Below are 16,717 nucleotides of genomic sequence, written 5' to 3'. Positions count from 1 at the left end.
AGAGGGTGCCGGGCTATCAGTGAAAGAGCTCTTGGTTAAAGAGCTACTTACACTGCGTGGAGTTGATGCCAGTGTAGGAATGATAAAATCAATAATTGCGGGTGCGCACATTGGTTATGGTGATCTCATCTTCGCAGTCAAAGATGGGCATCTGACGCTCAAAAATCGGTCAGATACAAGTTTCAATGAACCATCCAAACAAAAGATGGCGAACATTTTAGATAGAGATAGAATACTAGAAAGGTTGAAAAAGGCCTTGTATGAAAATGGATAGGGCGAAACAAGATGCCTCGTTATGTGAGTTGCTGCTTACCACAAATTGGGATAGGTTATGAGTATTAGGAAAATAGAAATAAATGGCAAGCCAAAAGGAATTGTTATCTATAATAACGTAAGGAAAACTATAGCTTTTTATTCGGTGATTTCAATTTTAATCCTTGTTGGAATGTATTTATCACGTTATTGTATCGAACCCTATAAATACTTATTAATTAGTCCGTCTTTTTATAATAATCCCTATCTCAATTGGATTACAGGCGTATGGGGAAGTTTTTTAGGCATACATGGCACTATAGCGGCTTTGTCTATAGCCTTCATGGGAATGTTTGTTGATCAGGTTTCTAAGACATCTGAGCATGGTTTTGAACCTCTGTCGAAAGTTTTATTGCTAAGGGAATATGATTTCTTAGGCTTTAGCGTTCAGTCTGTATGCAGTCTTCTATGTGGTATTTTCTTGCTTCTTATTGGAAGTGGTTTAATTGGTTATTTTATTTCGTCTTTCTTTTCATTATTTTTTATTATTAAATATGGTGTAATGTATTATAGGCTTTACCATTTAACAGAAGAGCCAGGGGTTATTAATGGGGTTTTGTTAGATTCGATACGGACAACACGGCTAAAATATAGCGAGGTCAATAATCAGCGTCAGGAAATTACTAATGAATTTTCTCAAGTAGTCTCTGAAGGTGATTTTTACAGTAATGATCAAAGTGCTTTTTACTGGAATGATGACTCGATAACGATAAGTATTTTCCCTGACGACACTGATATAGTTATTTCAGGGTATAGTCCTGATGTATTTAACCAACTTACAATAAAAATAAACGAATTTAATCTGGAAAATAACCCCACCTTATTTTTCTCTTTGTCATTTTTATCACCTATATCAAACTCATCGATAAAAATAATTCCTGCTGTTGAATCTGATTTAACAGAGGAACACATTTCAGAAATTGAATCCTTATTGAGAAGCGGGCTTACTTATAGTTCTGTTCCTTATGTTTATAATGAGTTTAAACAATTTGAAGAAGCACTGGTGGAAAACGTTAGGAACAGTTTGCTGAATGGTGATGAGTGGTCATTAGATTTTGGAGTGCGTATTTTTCATGAGTTAACCTCAAATGAAAACTACTTGTACACATTGAAAAATATTGATTTGTCAATAACATCGTCAAATAACAAAGATTTAGTTAAAACATCCTTGCTTGCAAAGTTCTTTGAAAAAATGATATCTGAATCCATTAATCAGAATAACTTTGAAAAAGCAGCAAATATAATGAGGTCGTTAATAGATTTAGCAAGGTGTATTTATAGTAAAAATAATTTTGTCGATTTTTATAAAAGAATATTTAGACAGTTCGATCACAGGGTAAGGTATCGTGCGGAAGAGTCAAATTATGTTTTTTTAGACTTGTATACATCAACAGTTTTGCGAAACTTAGTTTATAAGAATTACGCTGCATTCAAAGTTGATTCTGATTTTGTGACAAGTAATTTGCAATATCTAGATCTTAGTAATGAAACTGAATATGACTCCTTAAATGAAATGCAACGTAAAATGTTACGCTGCTTATTTGAAGTTATAACGTTATTAATTATGAGGATAGAACATGTAGGAAAAAAAGGGGATGAATACAAAGAGGAGCTTAAAGATTTAATTTTGTTATTAAAGTCTTGGGTAAATGCTAAGTTTCTGCAAGAATTGTATTATAAAAAAGAACTTTATGATGTGTTATTTTCGATCCCCCAAGAATTTTCAGTATTCGGTGCAGAAACTAAAATAAGAGAAATTCCGGATGGAGAGGCCACGTGGACATCGGTTTCGAACGATACTTTTAAGATGATAGCATTCATGCTTACGCAAAGTTCCTTTAATAATAACCGGTTTAATCTTTTATTTGTTAGGGATGCATTTCAGTTTCGAGAGATAACTTCAATATTAACGCATGAACTAAGTTCGATTGTAGCCTACTTGAACGGAGATTCATTCGCCAATTTATTTAAGCTTATTACTGATAAAGAAATATCTGAGGGGAATAATAAAGCACAAATTGTGACTAAATTGGAATCAATTATTTCCTCTATAAATTCACTAGTGTTGCGCAACGTTATCGAATCGGAATTAGAATCTTCGTTAGTTGATAAATATAGTAAGGAAATTAAACTTTCTGTGGAGAACTACTTCGAACTAATTCTGTCATTGGATGCAATCCCTTTAGAAATTGAAGTCAGAGGAATTGAAGTATATTTCTTGGTCAATAAAAGGGAGGTTATCCCTCCAATAGATGGGGTTTCTTATGGAATGAACATTCACAACCATAGTCAGTGGTTGATATATGAATGGATTCGTAGTGTACTACATAGCATCAATGTAGACGTTGCAAATATTATCAACATTGAGGATCCTCAAGAATTACCAACTGAAAAATTAATCACGATAGAATATAAGGTTGAAGATAGAGTGAATACTTTTAGACACTCTAAAGGTTTAAAAATTAATGATAAAGAAGGTCATTTGAATTTGAATGGCTCTGGTTTGTATTACTTGGATTTATTGGGTAATTTTGAATTGAAGAAATCAGAAGAAGTCCTAACGGTTAATATTGAAAAGATTTTTGAAGGAAATATTGATTTTGTTAAAGAACGATATAAATTTGAGGATGATAATCCTTTTCTTTATTCAATGTTAAATGCCACCGTTAACATCGTTGCGATGCCAAATAACATTTGCAATCTCTATTTTTTATCAGAGGAGACATGTCAATTAATCAATCAAAGACAAGAAAGAGAGATGGAGCAATTGATTAAAGGTAGCAGAACGGAGAACCCTGATAACAGCAATGTATCTTAAAAAACTGAGATGAGAGACTCCTTACAATCATTGCGCAATATCTTGCGGATATGCACAAATTGTTTAGGGGGGATTTTATCAAGCCAGAACAGGCGGGGCGGGCCTTCCAGTGGTCTGCACAATTGCATAAAAAAAGCGGGGGTTTTGCGTGCGGGCGAGGCGGGAGAATGAGCGCGCGCTGAGGGGGGGAATAGGGTCGGTATTATCTGCGCCGATTTTCGCGCCACTGCGTCTCGCTGCTGCATCGTTTTCAGTTCGTTGTGGTGGTTTGAGGCAAAAGAAAAGCCCCTGCTAGCGTGCTGCTGAGGGGCTTATGTGCGGTGTGGTCATTTATGGCCGTGCTGGCCGTTCCACGGCGGTGGTGGGTGTGTCCGGGCTGGCGTCAGATCGCTGCCTGCAACAGTGCGTAAGGGTTGAAGCCCACCACGTCGATCCCCAGCCAGTCGTTTAACTCTTTCAGGCTTTCTTGTATCGGGACCAGTTCGTTGATGGAAAACACCTTCGCCGCTTTCTCTGCGTCGTCGAAGCCACCGGAGTTATTCGGCATTACCCCCCATCAGAACAGGCGGCACGCGGCGCGCGGCTAACAGGTCGTCGCGGGTGGCGTCTTTGATGCCGGTAAATTGATCCTTTACAGCCACCTGGCTGAACAGCATAGTTTGCAGGCCGTTTTTTTTCCCGCCCGCCGCGTAAACAAACAGGTTTTTAAAAGCACCGTTGCCGCGTGCGTCTTTCAGCGACTTTTTAAGCTTTTCCACATCGTTATTATTCGCTACCGGGTCAGTGAGGTAGACGATCACCCCCGCATGACTGCCGTTAATGTAGTAGTTGCGGCGAAATAACGGCGTGCTTCCAACACCGAATCCGGCACAAACGGCGCTGGTTCATGAGCAGCGCCGCGCATCGCTCATTACTCTGAGCATTGACCCGAACAACGCCAACCAGATTATTGCCGAACAGGTGATCCCAGAAGACGTGGGCGGGTGGTGGATCCGTGAAATTGGTCTGTTTGATAAAGATGGCGATATGATTGCCGTTGCCAATTGTGCGGAAACCTATAAGCCGCAGCTACAGTAGGGAAGCGGGCGCGTGCAGGTCGTGCGCATGATCCTGATTGTTAGCAGCACCGCAGCGGTGACGCTGAAAATTGACCGTTCGGAAGTGCTGGCAACACGTCAGTATGTTGATGATCAGCTTGTAATAGGTGTTTTCAGGGTGTACTTATGCGAAGTGTCATCCACGACTTTTGCCGAACCGGGATCCAGTTCAGTGAAGCGGCCGCGCGTTTGGATTTCGCACGGTACAGCGTCGCCGGTTGCATCGTCCTGATAGGAGCCAGCAAAACGTGTTTGCATCCCGTCAGCAGTGGTAACGCCCCATTTTTTCAGCAATCCGGCATCCAGACCGCCCAGCGTGTTATCCATATCCAGGGCGCCAGCGTCGAAGCCTAGATCCACCGCAACCGAACCCGGCATACCGCTCGCCTAGTAATCTTCGGTTTTTTTGTGAGTTTGGCGGGGGTGATTTCCGGCACCATGCCGAAGTAGTTATCCCCGTCAAAGAACATATTGAAATATTTGAGTTTCTTAGGCAGTGCCATAAGCGCCCCCGGTTAGTTATTCACTGTGCTGGAAAACGTAGCGAAATATTCGTCGGTAAACTCCTGTACCAGGCTGAGATTTTCCAGCGGTGGAACAGGGGTGTAGTTGTACTTAATGGTCAATTGACCATTGCGCAGGGTTTCCGAGGTATTCGGTTCCGGGTCATACCAGCAGCGGGCGCCCAGCAGCTTGCCAGCCGTCACGTATGAGGTCAGCTTCTTATTGATGCCGTCCACAATGTCCTTAACCAGCGACGGGGTAAGCGGTTTATCAACATAGGCGAAATGGGCTTCGACGACGGTATCCGCAACGATCTGCGCGGTTCGGTTATAGCTTTCGAAGATATACGTTTCCGCGTCGTAGGTGCGCGATCCCCAGATGCGGTAGCCGTCTTGCTTGATCAACGTGGTAACGCCTGCTGCGTTCAGTTCGTCGGCGTCGGTATCGGTGCCCTGCAACGTGAAATAGATATCCCGATCCATCCCCAGCACGTTATTAACGGGCACGTTGGAAATGGTTTTATGCCAACCCTGCGTTGCGTCGATTTTGGCGCGCATCCCAACCGCATGGGCACCCACGGGCACGGTGGCCTTTGCCCCGGCGTTGGTGTCGTAGCAGATGAAATTAGGCCAGATAACCATCATTTCACGCTGGGAGAACTGTTCGCGGTATTCCTTCACTTCGGCGATTGTGTTGCAGCCGTTCGCTGCCACGTAAGCAAACGCGCGCAGCTTTTCCGCAATGACGCCGAGTTGTGCGGCCACAGCTTCCGTATCAAGTCCAGGAACAGCCAAGACGCGCGGACGCACGCCTACACGCATTTCGGCAGACAGCAGCGCGTACATGCCGATAAAGCGCCCGTTTGCATCGGTGCCGCCAATAACCAGTTGATCCTGTGTCTGTGCGGTGCCGCCTTCAGGCGGTTCGATATTTGCAGCATCAGCAACGCGAATCACAATGGTTTGCGGGCTGGTCTGGTCTGAAATCGCTTTCAGGGTGGTATACAGGGTGCCGGTTTTGCCTGCTTTGCCCAGCATGTTAGCCACGGGGGTGATCAGTACAGGGGTATCCAGCGGGAACGCTGTTTCGTCCGCATCATCAGCGGTGCAGACAACGCCGATCACCGCCGAATCAATGTCGGTGATCATCGTGCTAAGGTCGGTGGTTTCCGTGGCGGTTACATCGTGATGGTAGTTAGTGGCCATGTATTTGCCTCGCCACTTTAATGACTGCGAATATCATTGCGGCATTGGCAGTCCGATGCGATGTATAAGGGTTGTCAGCAACCTGCAACAATGACGGGGCGTTGTTCATGCGCGCGCGTGGCGACGATGTACCCCATTATGATGAAGGGGTTGATATAGACACGACAGAAAACCAATATTCGCCACGCCCGGCGTTCAGTATTGAAATTGAAGGTAAGCAACTTACGGCGCTGGATAACCGGCTGATTTCCCTTTCGCTGACCGATAACCGGAGCTTTGAGGCGGATACGCTGGATCTGACGCTGGATGATGCACACGGACAGGTAGCTTTACCATCGCGCGGCTCAAAGATATCGGTGGCGCTGGGCTGGGATAATGATCCGCTGGTCTTTAAAGGGGTGTATACGGTTGACGAAATCGGCCACGCTGGCCCACCTGACCACCTGACCACCTGACCACCTGACCACCTGACCACCTGACCACCTGACCACCTGACCACCTGACCACCTGACCACCTGACCACCTGACCACCTGACGATCAGCGCCAGAAGCGCGGATTTTCATGATACGTTCAACGTGAAAAGGGAATATAGCTGGCACGATATTACCGTGGGGGATGTGGTCGCCAGCATTGCCAGCCGCTACGATTTGCGCGGGTGTCAGCGTAGAACTGGCGAAGATTGAGATTGACCACGCCGATCAGACGAGTGAATCAGATATCAGCTTCTTAACGCGCATGGCCGAAATGCTGGGCGCGGTGGCGACCATTAAAAACGGTATGCTGCTGTTTATCACGCCAGGCAAGGGTGTGACGCAAAGCGGCAAGCCGCTGCCGGTGCTCGAGATAGTGCGCTCAAGCGGAGATAAGCACCGGTTTAACGTGGCCGACAGGGATGCGTACGCGGGCGTAACGGCATACTGGCTTGATCTCAACTTTGGTAAGAAGCCATCCACCACCGTGAAGAAAACCACCCGCAGGCACCGAACCACCCAGGCCAAAAAGAAAGAACCTGCATCAAGCAAGAAAGAAGAGGATTATCTGGCCGGGGCAGATGGTAACGTTTTTGTGATTCGCAAAACCTTCAAAACGGAAAAGGCGGCGAAGCGTGCAGCCGCGGCTAAGTGGCGAGAGTTGCAGCGCGGGGCGGCTACGTTCAGCATCACCCTGGCGCGTGGCCGCGCAGATTTGTACCTGGAACAGCCCGCCAGCGTGTACGGTTTTAAGTCTACTATCGACAGTGGAAGCTGGACGATAACGCGTTGCGTTCATGACGTTGGCAGCAGCGGGTTTACCACGTCGCTGGAACTGGAAGTAAAAATCGACGACTGGACAGCGGAGAGTGACGATTCAACGTCTTAAGCGTTATACTTGCGTTGATATTAACCAGTCCTGAAAGAAGGCTCGCGTATGGCAATGCGCTGTCCTCGCTGCCATGCAGTAGCAAAAAACAGAACCAGCGTTGAGCTGAGTTTGCTTGTACGGCGCAGCTATCACCAGTGTCAAAATATGTTGTGCGGGTACTGTTTCACCAGCATGACGGAAATAGACGGATCACTAAACCAGACCCAGCCCGCCCCCGGCGCGATGGTGCCACAAGAAGCTTTTCCACGAAGTCACCACGGCGACGATCAGTTATCGCTGGCGCTGTAAAATACCCCGCCTACATGGCGGGTTTTCCTAAACGTCATTCAAATTAAACCTTAAAGTGCATTGGCTAATGCTAGATATCAATCTGATATCATCATGCTTGACATTGGTGATATCAATCTGATATCTTTCACCTTGCCTAATAGCGGGCAATAACTACTGGAGAAAGGAATGGCACATTTGATCAATCTAAATTTAATAATTTTTTTAGGTAGATGAATCTAAAAGGAAAAAGAGAGGTTAGACACTAAATATACGGAGTATCAATTATGACAGTACACGTCGTTAAAAAAACCGGAGATTTCGTACTTCGATTGAGAGAGAAGGATTCCCCGAATGCCATCAGCGGCTACACGCTAGAAGCGTTGATGACGGTAACAGGTATGACAAAAACTGAATTGGCTCATCTGGCATTACGTAAGTTGGCTGATGCATTCTTGCCACATTACGAAAAAGACGAAGGGCCGTTATCTGCTGCTCAGATCCAAACTATCCGCGAGCTTTCCACTGCAAGCGATATTCCGGAGGAGCGGTTTACAAAAAGTCTTTTATAAGGAGACAGCATGGCAAACGGCAAGAAGCATTACACTCCACTCCCTGAACCTGGTGACTTTGTTTGGTGTTATTTTCCCCAGGTGCCAGGTCAGCCAGGGCCAAAGCCGCGCCCTGCGCTGGTTATTGAGGTGGCAGAAGAAGATAATGCTGTGAAGATAGCATACGGAACGAGTCAGAAAGTAAATAAAATTTACAGCACGGAATTTGTGCTGAAAACAGGGGATGCAGGTTTTGCAATCTCCGGCCTTGCTCACGATACTAAATTTGATATGAGCACGCTTGTAAAATTGCCCTATGACAGTGACTGGTTCGATCTTGCGCCGATCAAGAGCGGTCAGCCGACGTCGTCACCAGTGATGGGGACGCTGCACCCAACATATATCCCAGCTCTGCAGGCTGCCCATAAAAAGGCTATTAAGGCTGCATAAGATTTAACGGCGCCCAGAGTTGCTAAGGCCCGCCTCAGACAACCGGTTGAGGTTGACTGAGGCAGGTTTTCTTTTTGCACTAAGAAAATTTGCGGATGCTAAATATCCTAGCTGAAGTACTGTAAATTTATACAGTAAAAAAGCGTAGTATAACGATGCAAAATCTGTGAAAATAATGGCGATGGATTCGTGCCATAAGCTGTAATGCGCAGAGATGCGCAAGTAAAATTGTTTTATTCTTCATAACGTTATGATTTTTATGACACTGTGATAGTTTTTAAAATCCCTCGGCTGTAAGGCTGTGCGGGTTCAAGTCCCGCTCCGGGTACCATTGGAAATTTGCAGAATAATCAAAGCAATAAGCAGTGTCGTCAAACCACCTATGGGTGGTTTTTTTGTGCCTGAAGTGACCTGTTGCCCTCTGCATTTACCCCTGCCGAAGTGCATGCTTAATACGTTCTATCACTTTGCTTCGATATTCTTCATGCCCATGGCCAGCTCTGGGGTGGGCTATGCGGAAGCACGTTGTGTTGTTTGATTTAAACTCCCACAGTCTGCCAGATATGACAGGGGCTGATGTCTGATACCCCTCTAAATGCTCGGTAAATAATTTCTTGATAGTAGAGTCTGCTCTACTTATACCTGCCGCAAAGATCATAAAGTCGGGCTGTAAATATCTGATTTGGGCAGCCAGAAGGCGTAGAGAGATAGATGTTACTTCTGTAAGCTCTGTAGCAGGTCGATCCAGCGGGGTTTTCTTAGCATAATCCCATGCAAACAGGTTCGCATAGACAATCGCTTTCGGGTTGATCTGCAACTCCCGGGCTAGCCGGAAGTAATACTGCTTAAATCGGCTTCTGGATTTTAACTTAATCGTACCGTTCGGCTTTTTATCTAAATGCTGCCTGTAACGTGCCACAGCCTCTTCAATAACGGTCTCTACAGTGATGCCGGGTACCAGACCCAGTGCTCTGGCAATACTATTTTTATTGTTCTTGGTATTCCAGCCAGCCGTTTCGCGTCCTACTAACATGATTTTTACATTTGATTGCCAGTACTCATCGAAGGGAACAGGTAAAAAGATGCCAGAATATTTATCTTCGGCTAAATCAAAAGAGGTAGCCTTCAAGTCAGTTAAGATCCTTTTATAATCTTCAATGAGCATCTTCTCGCTTCCTGGTTTGTTTGTCCTGCGATCTGCTATGGTCTATCATATGCGCCCGCCCCAAACTGAGGTAGTAATTTTATGAAAACCGGACCGCTGGATGAGAAAGAGCTGGAGTGGCTGGACGACGTGCTGACGAAGTACAGCAATGAGGCATCCATTGTCGACGTGGCGGAGCTGGACGGCCTGCTGACCGCAGTGCTGAGCGCGCCAACGGAGATTGAGCCGAGCGAGTGGCTGGTGGCTATCTGGGGCGGTGCGAATCATGTTCCACGCTGGTCATCCGAAAAGGAGATGGAGCGCTTTATGACGCTCGCATTCCAGCATATGAACGATATCGCCGAGCGCCTTGCCGATTACCCGGAGCAGTTTGAGCCGCTGTTTGGGACGCGCACCATTGAAGGCCAGGATCTCAGCATCGTGGAGGAGTGGTGCTTCGGCTACATGCGCGGTGTCGCGCTGAGTGACTGGTCCACGCTGCCCGAGTCGTTACAGCCTGCGCTGGAGGCCATTGCGCTGCACGGTAAAGAGGAGAACTTTACCCGCGTAGAGGAGATGACCCCGGAGGCATTCGAGGCGAGCGTTGAGGCATTGAAACCCGCTGCGCTGGCGCTGTTTGACTACTGGGCTGACAATCAGCAGGAACGTCCGGTAAAACAGCCGATAGTGAACGGTGATAAGGTCGGGCGCAACGATCCTTGTCCGTGTGGCAGCGGCAAAAAATACAAGCAGTGTTGTTTGCACTGATACCCTTATTGTAGGCCCGGTAAGCATAGCGCCACCGGGCGTAACCAGGCTGACACTGTAACGCCGGGCGGCACTGCGTTTGCCCGGCCTACGTTGAGCTCACTTCTCTAACCCACCTCTGGCAGCAGTCCCGCTGCTATACCGCATTGAATCGCAATCACCGCCACGCCGCAGAAAAGCACCAGCAGCAGAGCGGGCTTACCGCCCCGTACGCGGTAGTTCGACTGCGGATAATGCTTACGGCTCTGCCACGCCAGCAGGGAAGGGATCAGCAGCGCCAGCACGGCCAGCGCCACGCCCGCATAACCTAATGCCATCACAAAGCCGCGTGGATAGAAGAGAGCAAAGGCCAGCGGCGGCAGGAAGGTAATCGCCCCGGTCTGTAGCCTGCCCATCGCGGTGTTGCGACGGTTAAAGAGATCGGCCAGGTAATCAAATAGCCCCAGGGTCACGCCCAAAAACGACGTCGCCAGCGCCAGATCGGCAAACAGGTGTACCGCCAGCTCTACGTGCGGCGAGGCGACTACGTCGCGCAGGGCCTGCAGCAGGCCGTTAAGTCCGGCACTGTTAGCCATCAGACCAAAAAAGGTCGTGGAGTCGATGCTGCCCAGCGTTGCCAGCTGCCAGAAGATATAGGCCACCAGCGGAATGGCGCTGCCGGTTATAAAGACCCAGCGCAGCTTCTGTACGTTGCCGTTCATATAGCTAACGATGCTCGGGACGCTGCCGTGAAAACCAAAGGAGGTAAAGATTACAGGAATGGCAGAGAGCGCTAGCCCCTTCTCCAGCGGCAGCGTCAGGAGATTCACCTTATGCACATGAGGCATCAGCAGCGCCAGCATCACAATCAGGAACAGTAGCTTAGCGCTGAACAGAAAACGGTTGAAGAGATCCACCAGCGAAGTGCCAATGCAGACAACGCCGCCAGCGACAAGGGTAAACAGCAGAACGCCGGTCGCGGGTGAAACGGAGAGGCTAAGCCACTCGCTCAGGCTTGAGGCCAGCAGCTCGCCTGCGCCGCTCATGTAGGCCGCCGTCAGGGCATACATAAGGAACAGCATGCTAAAACCGGTGGCCCACTGTCCGTAGCGCCCGAGATAGCGGCGGGCCAGCGTACCTAAGCCGGTATCCGCCGGAACGTGCTGATACACCTCCAGCAGCAGCAGGGCGGTGTAACACATCAGCCCCCACAGGCAAAATAGTAACGCCAGCGTTACGCCAAAACCAACGCCTGCGGCGGCCAGCGGCATCGCCAGCATACCGGCACCGATGGTGGTCCCGGCAACGATAAACATACTGCCAAAAGTCCTGTTCTTCACGCTTCTCTTACACCTGAACTACGCACCAAAATTGTGCGGCGCAGAGTAAGGCAAAACCGTGTTTACGTCAAACCACCGTTACAACTGCTGTAAAGATAACAATACGAATCACAGCCTGGGGTTAAGACGGTCTCTATCAGTAGTAGACGCCGGCGGGGGAGTAGTTCACCGCATGGCCCTGACACTGGTACTGAAGCGTGACGGTTTCATTCAGGCACAGCGAGCCGCTGATGACGCTGCAGGTCTTCACTGGCTGACCAAAGGCTATCGCCGTGGCGTAGCCCATCTGCTGGCACTGACGATTAGCCGTTCCCTGCGTGGTATAGTCGTCATAGCGGGCCTTCTGCAGCATCGTCTCATTAAAATGCAGGCGCACCAGGCCCGTTGCCGGGTTAACGTCGGTGACTTCAGGTTCTTTCGTGATGGTGCATCCAGCAAGCAGCATCAGTGAAGCGGTGAGGAGAACTCTTTTCATGCAAACGCTCTGATTCAGTTTCGATGATCTCATCCTACAGCCAGCATATTTAGCCAATGGCAGGAATAGCTAAAGAATCTCACCGCTCTAATTGCAACGGTAGCGGGAGAGGGGCTGGCTTAAGCAAAACTGTGACCGCATCTCTAATTTTTAAAACCATTTTTCATTAAATTTGAAAGTATGTTTGCCAGGTAGTAAGGTTTAAGCTGATTAGCCCTTTATGACGGGATCCCCCGCAACGCATTCAGGAGAAGAGATAATGAAAATTGCACTGATGATGGAAAACAGCCAGGCTGCCAAAAACGCCATCATTCTTAAAGAGCTGAAAACCGTCGCTGATGATAAAGGCTTCCCGGTTTTCAACGTTGGGATGAGCGATGAGAATGACCATCATCTGACCTATATCCACCTGGGCATTATGGCCAGCATCCTGCTGAACTCAAAGGCGGTTGATTTTGTGATTGCCGGCTGCGGCACCGGCCAGGGCGCGTTGATGTCGCTGAACATCCACCCAGGCGTGAACTGCGGCTACTGTATCGATCCGGCCGACGCCTTCCTGTTTGCCCAGATCAACAATGGTAATGCGCTGGCGCTGCCGTTTGCCAAAGGCTTCGGCTGGGGTGCAGAGCTGAACGTACGCTTTATCTTCGAGAAAGCCTTTACCGGCCGTAAAGGTGAAGGCTATCCGCCAGAGCGTAAAGAGCCGCAGGTGCGTAACGCCGGGATCCTCAACCAGGTGAAAGCGGCAGTGGTAAAAGATAACTATCTCGATACCCTGCGCGCCATCGATCCTGAGCTGGTGAAAACCGCCGTCTCCGGCCAGCGTTTCCAGGAGTGCTTCTTTGAACACTGCCAGGATAAAGAGATCGAAGCGTTCGTTCGCGAAATGCTTGCATAACACCTCTTGCGCCGGGCAGCGCTACGCTGGCCCGGCACACCGTTAACCTTTCTTAGATGACACCGCGCTGCCCGCATCCTTAGCCAGCCTAAACGTATCGACCATACCCACCAGACAGATCAGGGCGATAAACACAAACGCCAGCCGGAAGCTTATGCCCGGCACATCGCCAAGCGCTAGCCAGTCGCTGGCTTTCTCCCCCAGACGAATGCCGATCGCGCCGAGCGTGATACCCAGCCCAACCGCCAGCTGCGTCGCCGTGCTGAACAGGGTATTGGCATAGCTCATCTGCGCAGAGGGGACATCGGCGAACGCCAGCGTACTGACGCCGGTAAACTGTACCGAGCGAAAGACCCCGCCCAGGTAGAGCACGACAAAAATCACCCACACCGGCGTTGTCGGCGTAATAAAGGCACAGGCCAGCAGGGCCAGCACGTTCAGCGCGCCGTTAATCAGCAGCAGCTTTTTAAAGCCGAGCCAGCGGATCAGCGGCGTGGTGGCTGGCTTAATCGTCAGGTTACCTACAAAGACCGCCAGCACCAGCAGCCCGGCATGAAACGGATCCAGTCCAAAACCCACCTGGAACATCAGCGGCAGCAGAAAGGGTACTGCGCTAATCGAGGCGCGAAACAGCGAGCCACCGTACATGGTGACGCGAAAGGTATGCACCTGCATGGCATCGAGGCGGATCATCGGCCAACGGACGCGCTGAAAGTGGCGCAGCGCGTAGACCAGAGTGGCCGTGCCTAGCGCCAGCAGGCCGAGCGTCCACGCTCCCTGCTGCTGTTCACCTCCCAGCATCTCCATGGCACACACCAGGCTCACCATCGCCACCGAGGTCGAGAGAAAGCCAGCCAGATCGAACGGGCGGCGCTCGTCGTCGCGAATATCGGGAATGATGCGCAGCGCCAGAACAATGGCCAGCAGGCCAATCGGCACGTTGATAAAGAAGATCCAGCGCCAGTCGGCATAGTGGGTAATAAACCCGCCCAGCGGTGGGCCGATAATAGGCCCGACCAGTGCGGGCCAGGTGAGGGTAGCGATGGCGGTGATCAGCAGATGCTTAGGCGTGGTACGCAGCACGGCAAGCCTGCCGACAGGGACCATCAGCGCGCCGCCCATTCCCTGCAGCACGCGCATCGCCACAAACATCTCAACGCTGGTGGAGAGGCCGCAGAATACCGATGCAAGGGTAAAGATCGCCAGCGCGGCGGTGAAGACCTTACGCGCACCGAAGCGGTCGGCTATCCAGCCGCTGGCTGGGATCAATACCGCAAGGGTGATCAGGTAGGCGCTGATGCCGATGTTCAGCGCTACCGCCTCGACGCCAAAACTCCGCGCCATATCCGGCAGGGCCGTTGCTATCACCGTCCCGTCGAGAAACTCCATAAAAAAGGCCCCGGCGACCAGCAGCGCGGCGGGCGAGACGCCCCGCGTCTTCTCCGGGAGGGTATTTTCACTCATTTTTGGTCTGCCATTTCAAAAAAAATTTTAATAATTAAAAAAAATGAAACTAGCGTAACTTACGGATTATTCAATAATTTTTTAACAAAACGAGAAAGATTGCAGCGAAATTGATGTGATATTCATCACAAAGTGGTTGATTTTTGTGATGCAAGTCATATTATACGCCCATAGATAAGTAACACCTGCATAACAAAATAGCCGGAGCAAAACATGAAACTGCGCAAAATCCTGAAAAGCATTTTTGAAACCTACTGCAAGACTTTTAAAGACGTACCGCCGGGCGCTATGTTCTAATAAAGTTGCTGTGATAAAAAACCTGCTGCGGCAGGTTTTTTTGTTTCTGTAACTCAGGAGTAACTATGTCTCAAAATCTTAGCGCCGATCAGGAGCTGGTGTCCGACGTTGTGGCGTGCCAGCTGGTGATCAAACAGATCCTCGACGTCATTGACGTTATCGCTCCGGTTGAGGTGCGTGAGAAGATGGCTAACCAGCTCAAAACCATCGACTTTACTACGCATCCGGCGGCGGCCGATCCGGTGACCCGGCGTGCTATTCAGAAAGCTATTGCCTTAATTGAGCTTAAATTTACACCGCAGGAAGAGGCGCACTAAAGTGTGGCTATAAGCAAATAAAATAAACCTTTGTTTTGTTATTTTCAAACGGATGTTTTTTTATTGCTGGCGAGAGTAAACGGTGGGACACCTGCGTTAAGGTTTAAACCGGCAGCAGGGGGCTGGCGGGAGAGGCTCCCGCCAGAGAGGTTAGCGGAAAGGGTTAGTGCCTGCGGCAGTTCACCACGTTAAGCAGCGCCCGATCGGTCTGGGCGATATTTTTCCCGTCTCGCTCAGAGCGATGAATTTCGCTAATTAACAGCTGCAGCAGCAGACCATCCTGCTGCTCTGCTTTTTCCACCTCGCGCAAGAAGTTAAACGTTTTTTCATCCTTTATCGCTTTAGCTTCTTCACTCAGCTGGGCCAGCATTTCACACCGCACGTGGTACTCTTCAAACGCTTTCTGAAACAGCTCTTCTAACGAATTAAAGCTGTCGTGCGGATTCTCTCGGGCTTTTACACTGGGATAGGCACCGGCGCGCTTCATAAAGTCGAATATGCGCATCATCAGGTTTACCTTCTCCTGTGCCTGCGCGCGTAGAAACGTTGCCGAACCCGGTAGATTGTGCTTTGCACACCATTCACTCAACGAAAGGCAGAGATTAGATGCCTGGAACTCAAGGTTAACCTGTGAGTTGAGTTTTTGTGCCATGCCGCTCGTCGCCATAATGACCTCCTTCTGTCCTGGATGGGCTCCTGGATGGGCTGCGATGAATATCACCCATGCTGCGTCGACCAAACGATCGTAAGGATTTATTCATTTTACAAATGTGATCCAGTAAACACTTTTCAGCCATGTAAAAGAATAATCTTAATAAAAATAGTGGCTTACATTCATAAGTGAATGTATGTCATGGACGGTTTCGTTAAATATGAAGGAGTTGGAGATGAAAAGAGTTGCGGTGCTGCTGGCCCCCGGTTTTGAAGAGGCGGAAGCCATAGTGACCATCGATATACTGCGCCGGTTGCATATTGAGGTTGAAACCCTGGCCTGTACCGCGTCCCGCGCGGTAGTAAGCTATCACGCTATTCCTATGGTGGCTGACGCCATTCTGAGTGAACGCATGGGTACGCTTTACGACGCCGTTGTTCTGCCCGGCGGGCCGGAAGGAAGCGTCAACCTTGCGGCTAGCGCCGAGGTTATCGCTTTTGTCACTCGTCATGACGAGGCAGAGAAGCTCATCTGTCCAATCTGCTCGGCAGCCGCGCGGGTGCTGGGAGGCAACGGCCTGTTGAAGGGGCGGCGCTACGTCTGCTCGGGCGACCTGTATGAAACCGTGACCGACGGTCACTACGTCGATGCCGCCGTCGTAGAGGATGGCAATCTGATCAGCGGCAAAGGGTTAGGGCGAGTATTTGATTTTGCCTTTGCCGTCTCGACGCGCCTTTTGGGTGATGTGGCCCCGGTGCGTGACCACGCGGATCACATCTACTACCCCCTCTGACTCTTCAACTGAGCTAACCCGTC

General features: G+C 49.4%; 18 protein-coding genes and 3 pseudogenes. 12 read left to right on the top strand and 9 right to left on the bottom strand.

All coding sequences use genetic code 11. The features are described from left to right. Nucleotides 1–19: 19 nt before the first annotated feature. Both NR795_RS08970 and NR795_RS08965 read left to right on the top strand, forming a co-directional pair. Nucleotides 20–274, top strand: coding sequence for a hypothetical protein (locus tag NR795_RS08970; RefSeq protein ID WP_257757980.1), 255 nt, complete (start codon nt 20–22; stop codon nt 272–274). Nucleotides 275–331: 57 nt separating this feature from the next. Next, the gene (locus NR795_RS08965; RefSeq protein ID WP_257757979.1) at nt 332–3,130 is read left to right on the top strand and encodes a hypothetical protein; all 2,799 of its coding nucleotides are present in this window, start codon (nt 332–334) and stop codon (nt 3,128–3,130) included. 382 nt (nt 3,131–3,512) lie between these two features. On the opposite strand, the pseudogene NR795_RS08960 reads toward NR795_RS08965, so the two are convergent. Beyond that, a pseudogene (locus NR795_RS08960) lies at nt 3,513–3,972 on the bottom strand (phage portal protein); the annotation flags it as partial. Here NR795_RS08960 and NR795_RS08955 point away from each other — a divergent pair. Continuing rightward, a pseudogene (locus NR795_RS08955) lies at nt 3,971–4,330 on the top strand (phage tail protein); the annotation flags it as partial. The pseudogenes NR795_RS08960 and NR795_RS08955 overlap by 2 nt on opposite strands. Here the strand turns inward: NR795_RS08955 and NR795_RS08950 are convergent. Genes NR795_RS08950 through NR795_RS08940 form a run of 3 tightly spaced genes read right to left on the bottom strand, consistent with a single transcriptional unit; the run spans nt 4,321 to nt 5,936 of the window. Further along, nucleotides 4,321–4,554, bottom strand: a complete 234-nt coding sequence (locus tag NR795_RS08950; protein ID WP_257757978.1) for a phage major tail tube protein — start codon at nt 4,552–4,554, stop codon at nt 4,321–4,323. The pseudogene NR795_RS08955 and the gene NR795_RS08950 sit on opposite strands and share 10 nt — an antisense overlap. Before the next feature lie 23 nt (nt 4,555–4,577). Beyond that, a complete protein-coding gene (locus tag NR795_RS08945) occupies nt 4,578–4,697 on the bottom strand; it encodes a phage major tail tube protein (protein WP_257758286.1) in 120 nt (39 codons plus the stop codon). Nucleotides 4,698–4,742: 45 nt separating this feature from the next. Next, nucleotides 4,743–5,936, bottom strand: a complete 1,194-nt coding sequence (locus NR795_RS08940) for a phage tail sheath subtilisin-like domain-containing protein (protein ID WP_257757977.1) — start codon at nt 5,934–5,936, stop codon at nt 4,743–4,745. Between the two features lie 155 nt (nt 5,937–6,091). Here NR795_RS08940 and NR795_RS08935 point away from each other — a divergent pair. The 4 genes and pseudogenes from NR795_RS08935 to NR795_RS08920 all read left to right on the top strand — a co-directional run bounded on the left by NR795_RS08935 (nt 6,092) and on the right by NR795_RS08920 (nt 8,567). After that, nucleotides 6,092–7,296, top strand: a pseudogene (locus NR795_RS08935) (contractile injection system protein, VgrG/Pvc8 family). A 48-nt stretch (nt 7,297–7,344) separates the two neighbouring features. Continuing rightward, on the top strand, nt 7,345–7,587 hold the full coding sequence (locus NR795_RS08930) for an ogr/Delta-like zinc finger family protein (protein ID WP_308219172.1): 243 nt from the start codon (nt 7,345–7,347) through the stop codon (nt 7,585–7,587). A 266-nt stretch (nt 7,588–7,853) separates the two neighbouring features. Further along, nucleotides 7,854–8,138, top strand: coding sequence for a hypothetical protein (locus NR795_RS08925; protein WP_105665756.1), 285 nt, complete (start codon nt 7,854–7,856; stop codon nt 8,136–8,138). Between the two features lie 9 nt (nt 8,139–8,147). After that, complete coding sequence (locus NR795_RS08920; protein ID WP_257757976.1) at nt 8,148–8,567, top strand: type II toxin-antitoxin system PemK/MazF family toxin; 420 nt, start codon at nt 8,148–8,150, stop codon at nt 8,565–8,567. 427 nt (nt 8,568–8,994) lie between these two features. Here NR795_RS08920 and NR795_RS08915 read toward each other — a convergent pair whose 3' ends face one another. Further along, a complete protein-coding gene (locus NR795_RS08915; protein ID WP_257757974.1) occupies nt 8,995–9,732 on the bottom strand; it encodes a hypothetical protein in 738 nt (245 codons plus the stop codon). 81 nt (nt 9,733–9,813) lie between these two features. Between NR795_RS08915 and NR795_RS08910 the strand changes: the two genes are divergently transcribed. Then, nucleotides 9,814–10,479 carry a YecA family protein gene (locus tag NR795_RS08910; protein WP_257757973.1) on the top strand — a complete coding sequence of 222 codons (666 nt, stop codon included), beginning with the start codon at nt 9,814–9,816 and terminating at the stop codon, nt 10,477–10,479. Between the two features lie 107 nt (nt 10,480–10,586). Here NR795_RS08910 and tyrP read toward each other — a convergent pair whose 3' ends face one another. Both tyrP and yecR read right to left on the bottom strand, forming a co-directional pair. Further along, complete coding sequence (gene tyrP / locus NR795_RS08905) at nt 10,587–11,798, bottom strand: tyrosine transporter TyrP (RefSeq protein WP_144817397.1); 1,212 nt, start codon at nt 11,796–11,798, stop codon at nt 10,587–10,589. A gap of 136 nt (nt 11,799–11,934) precedes the next feature. After that, nucleotides 11,935–12,273: a YecR family lipoprotein gene (gene yecR / locus NR795_RS08900; protein ID WP_144817398.1), complete on the bottom strand. Its 339-nt coding sequence runs from the start codon at nt 12,271–12,273 to the stop codon at nt 11,935–11,937. Nucleotides 12,274–12,532: 259 nt separating this feature from the next. On the opposite strand from yecR, the gene NR795_RS08895 reads away from it, so the two are divergent. After that, on the top strand, nt 12,533–13,171 hold the full coding sequence (locus NR795_RS08895; RefSeq protein WP_042391405.1) for an RpiB/LacA/LacB family sugar-phosphate isomerase: 639 nt from the start codon (nt 12,533–12,535) through the stop codon (nt 13,169–13,171). A 42-nt stretch (nt 13,172–13,213) separates the two neighbouring features. On the opposite strand, the gene NR795_RS08890 is transcribed toward NR795_RS08895, so the two are convergent. Further along, complete coding sequence (locus NR795_RS08890) at nt 13,214–14,635, bottom strand: MFS transporter (protein WP_257757970.1); 1,422 nt, start codon at nt 14,633–14,635, stop codon at nt 13,214–13,216. Between the two features lie 213 nt (nt 14,636–14,848). Here NR795_RS08890 and azuC point away from each other — a divergent pair, with 213 nt between their 5' ends. Beyond that, nucleotides 14,849–14,932, top strand: a complete 84-nt coding sequence (azuC, locus tag NR795_RS08885; protein WP_088218881.1) for a stress response protein AzuC — start codon at nt 14,849–14,851, stop codon at nt 14,930–14,932. A gap of 65 nt (nt 14,933–14,997) precedes the next feature. Next, on the top strand, nt 14,998–15,249 hold the full coding sequence (locus NR795_RS08880) for a DUF2766 domain-containing protein (RefSeq protein WP_257757968.1): 252 nt from the start codon (nt 14,998–15,000) through the stop codon (nt 15,247–15,249). Between the two features lie 163 nt (nt 15,250–15,412). Here NR795_RS08880 and NR795_RS08875 read toward each other — a convergent pair whose 3' ends face one another. Further along, nucleotides 15,413–15,916 carry a non-heme ferritin-like protein gene (locus tag NR795_RS08875; protein WP_257757966.1) on the bottom strand — a complete coding sequence of 168 codons (504 nt, stop codon included), beginning with the start codon at nt 15,914–15,916 and terminating at the stop codon, nt 15,413–15,415. Nucleotides 15,917–16,136: 220 nt separating this feature from the next. Between NR795_RS08875 and NR795_RS08870 the strand changes: the two genes are divergently transcribed. Beyond that, on the top strand, nt 16,137–16,694 hold the full coding sequence (locus NR795_RS08870) for a DJ-1/PfpI family protein (protein WP_257757964.1): 558 nt from the start codon (nt 16,137–16,139) through the stop codon (nt 16,692–16,694). Nucleotides 16,695–16,717 lie beyond the last annotated feature (23 nt).

It is taken from the genome of Pseudescherichia sp. L3 (genome assembly GCF_024656065.1).
In the GTDB taxonomy this organism is placed as follows: domain Bacteria; phylum Pseudomonadota; class Gammaproteobacteria; order Enterobacterales; family Enterobacteriaceae; genus Pseudescherichia.
This window is presented reverse-complemented; position numbering and strand designations above follow the sequence as displayed.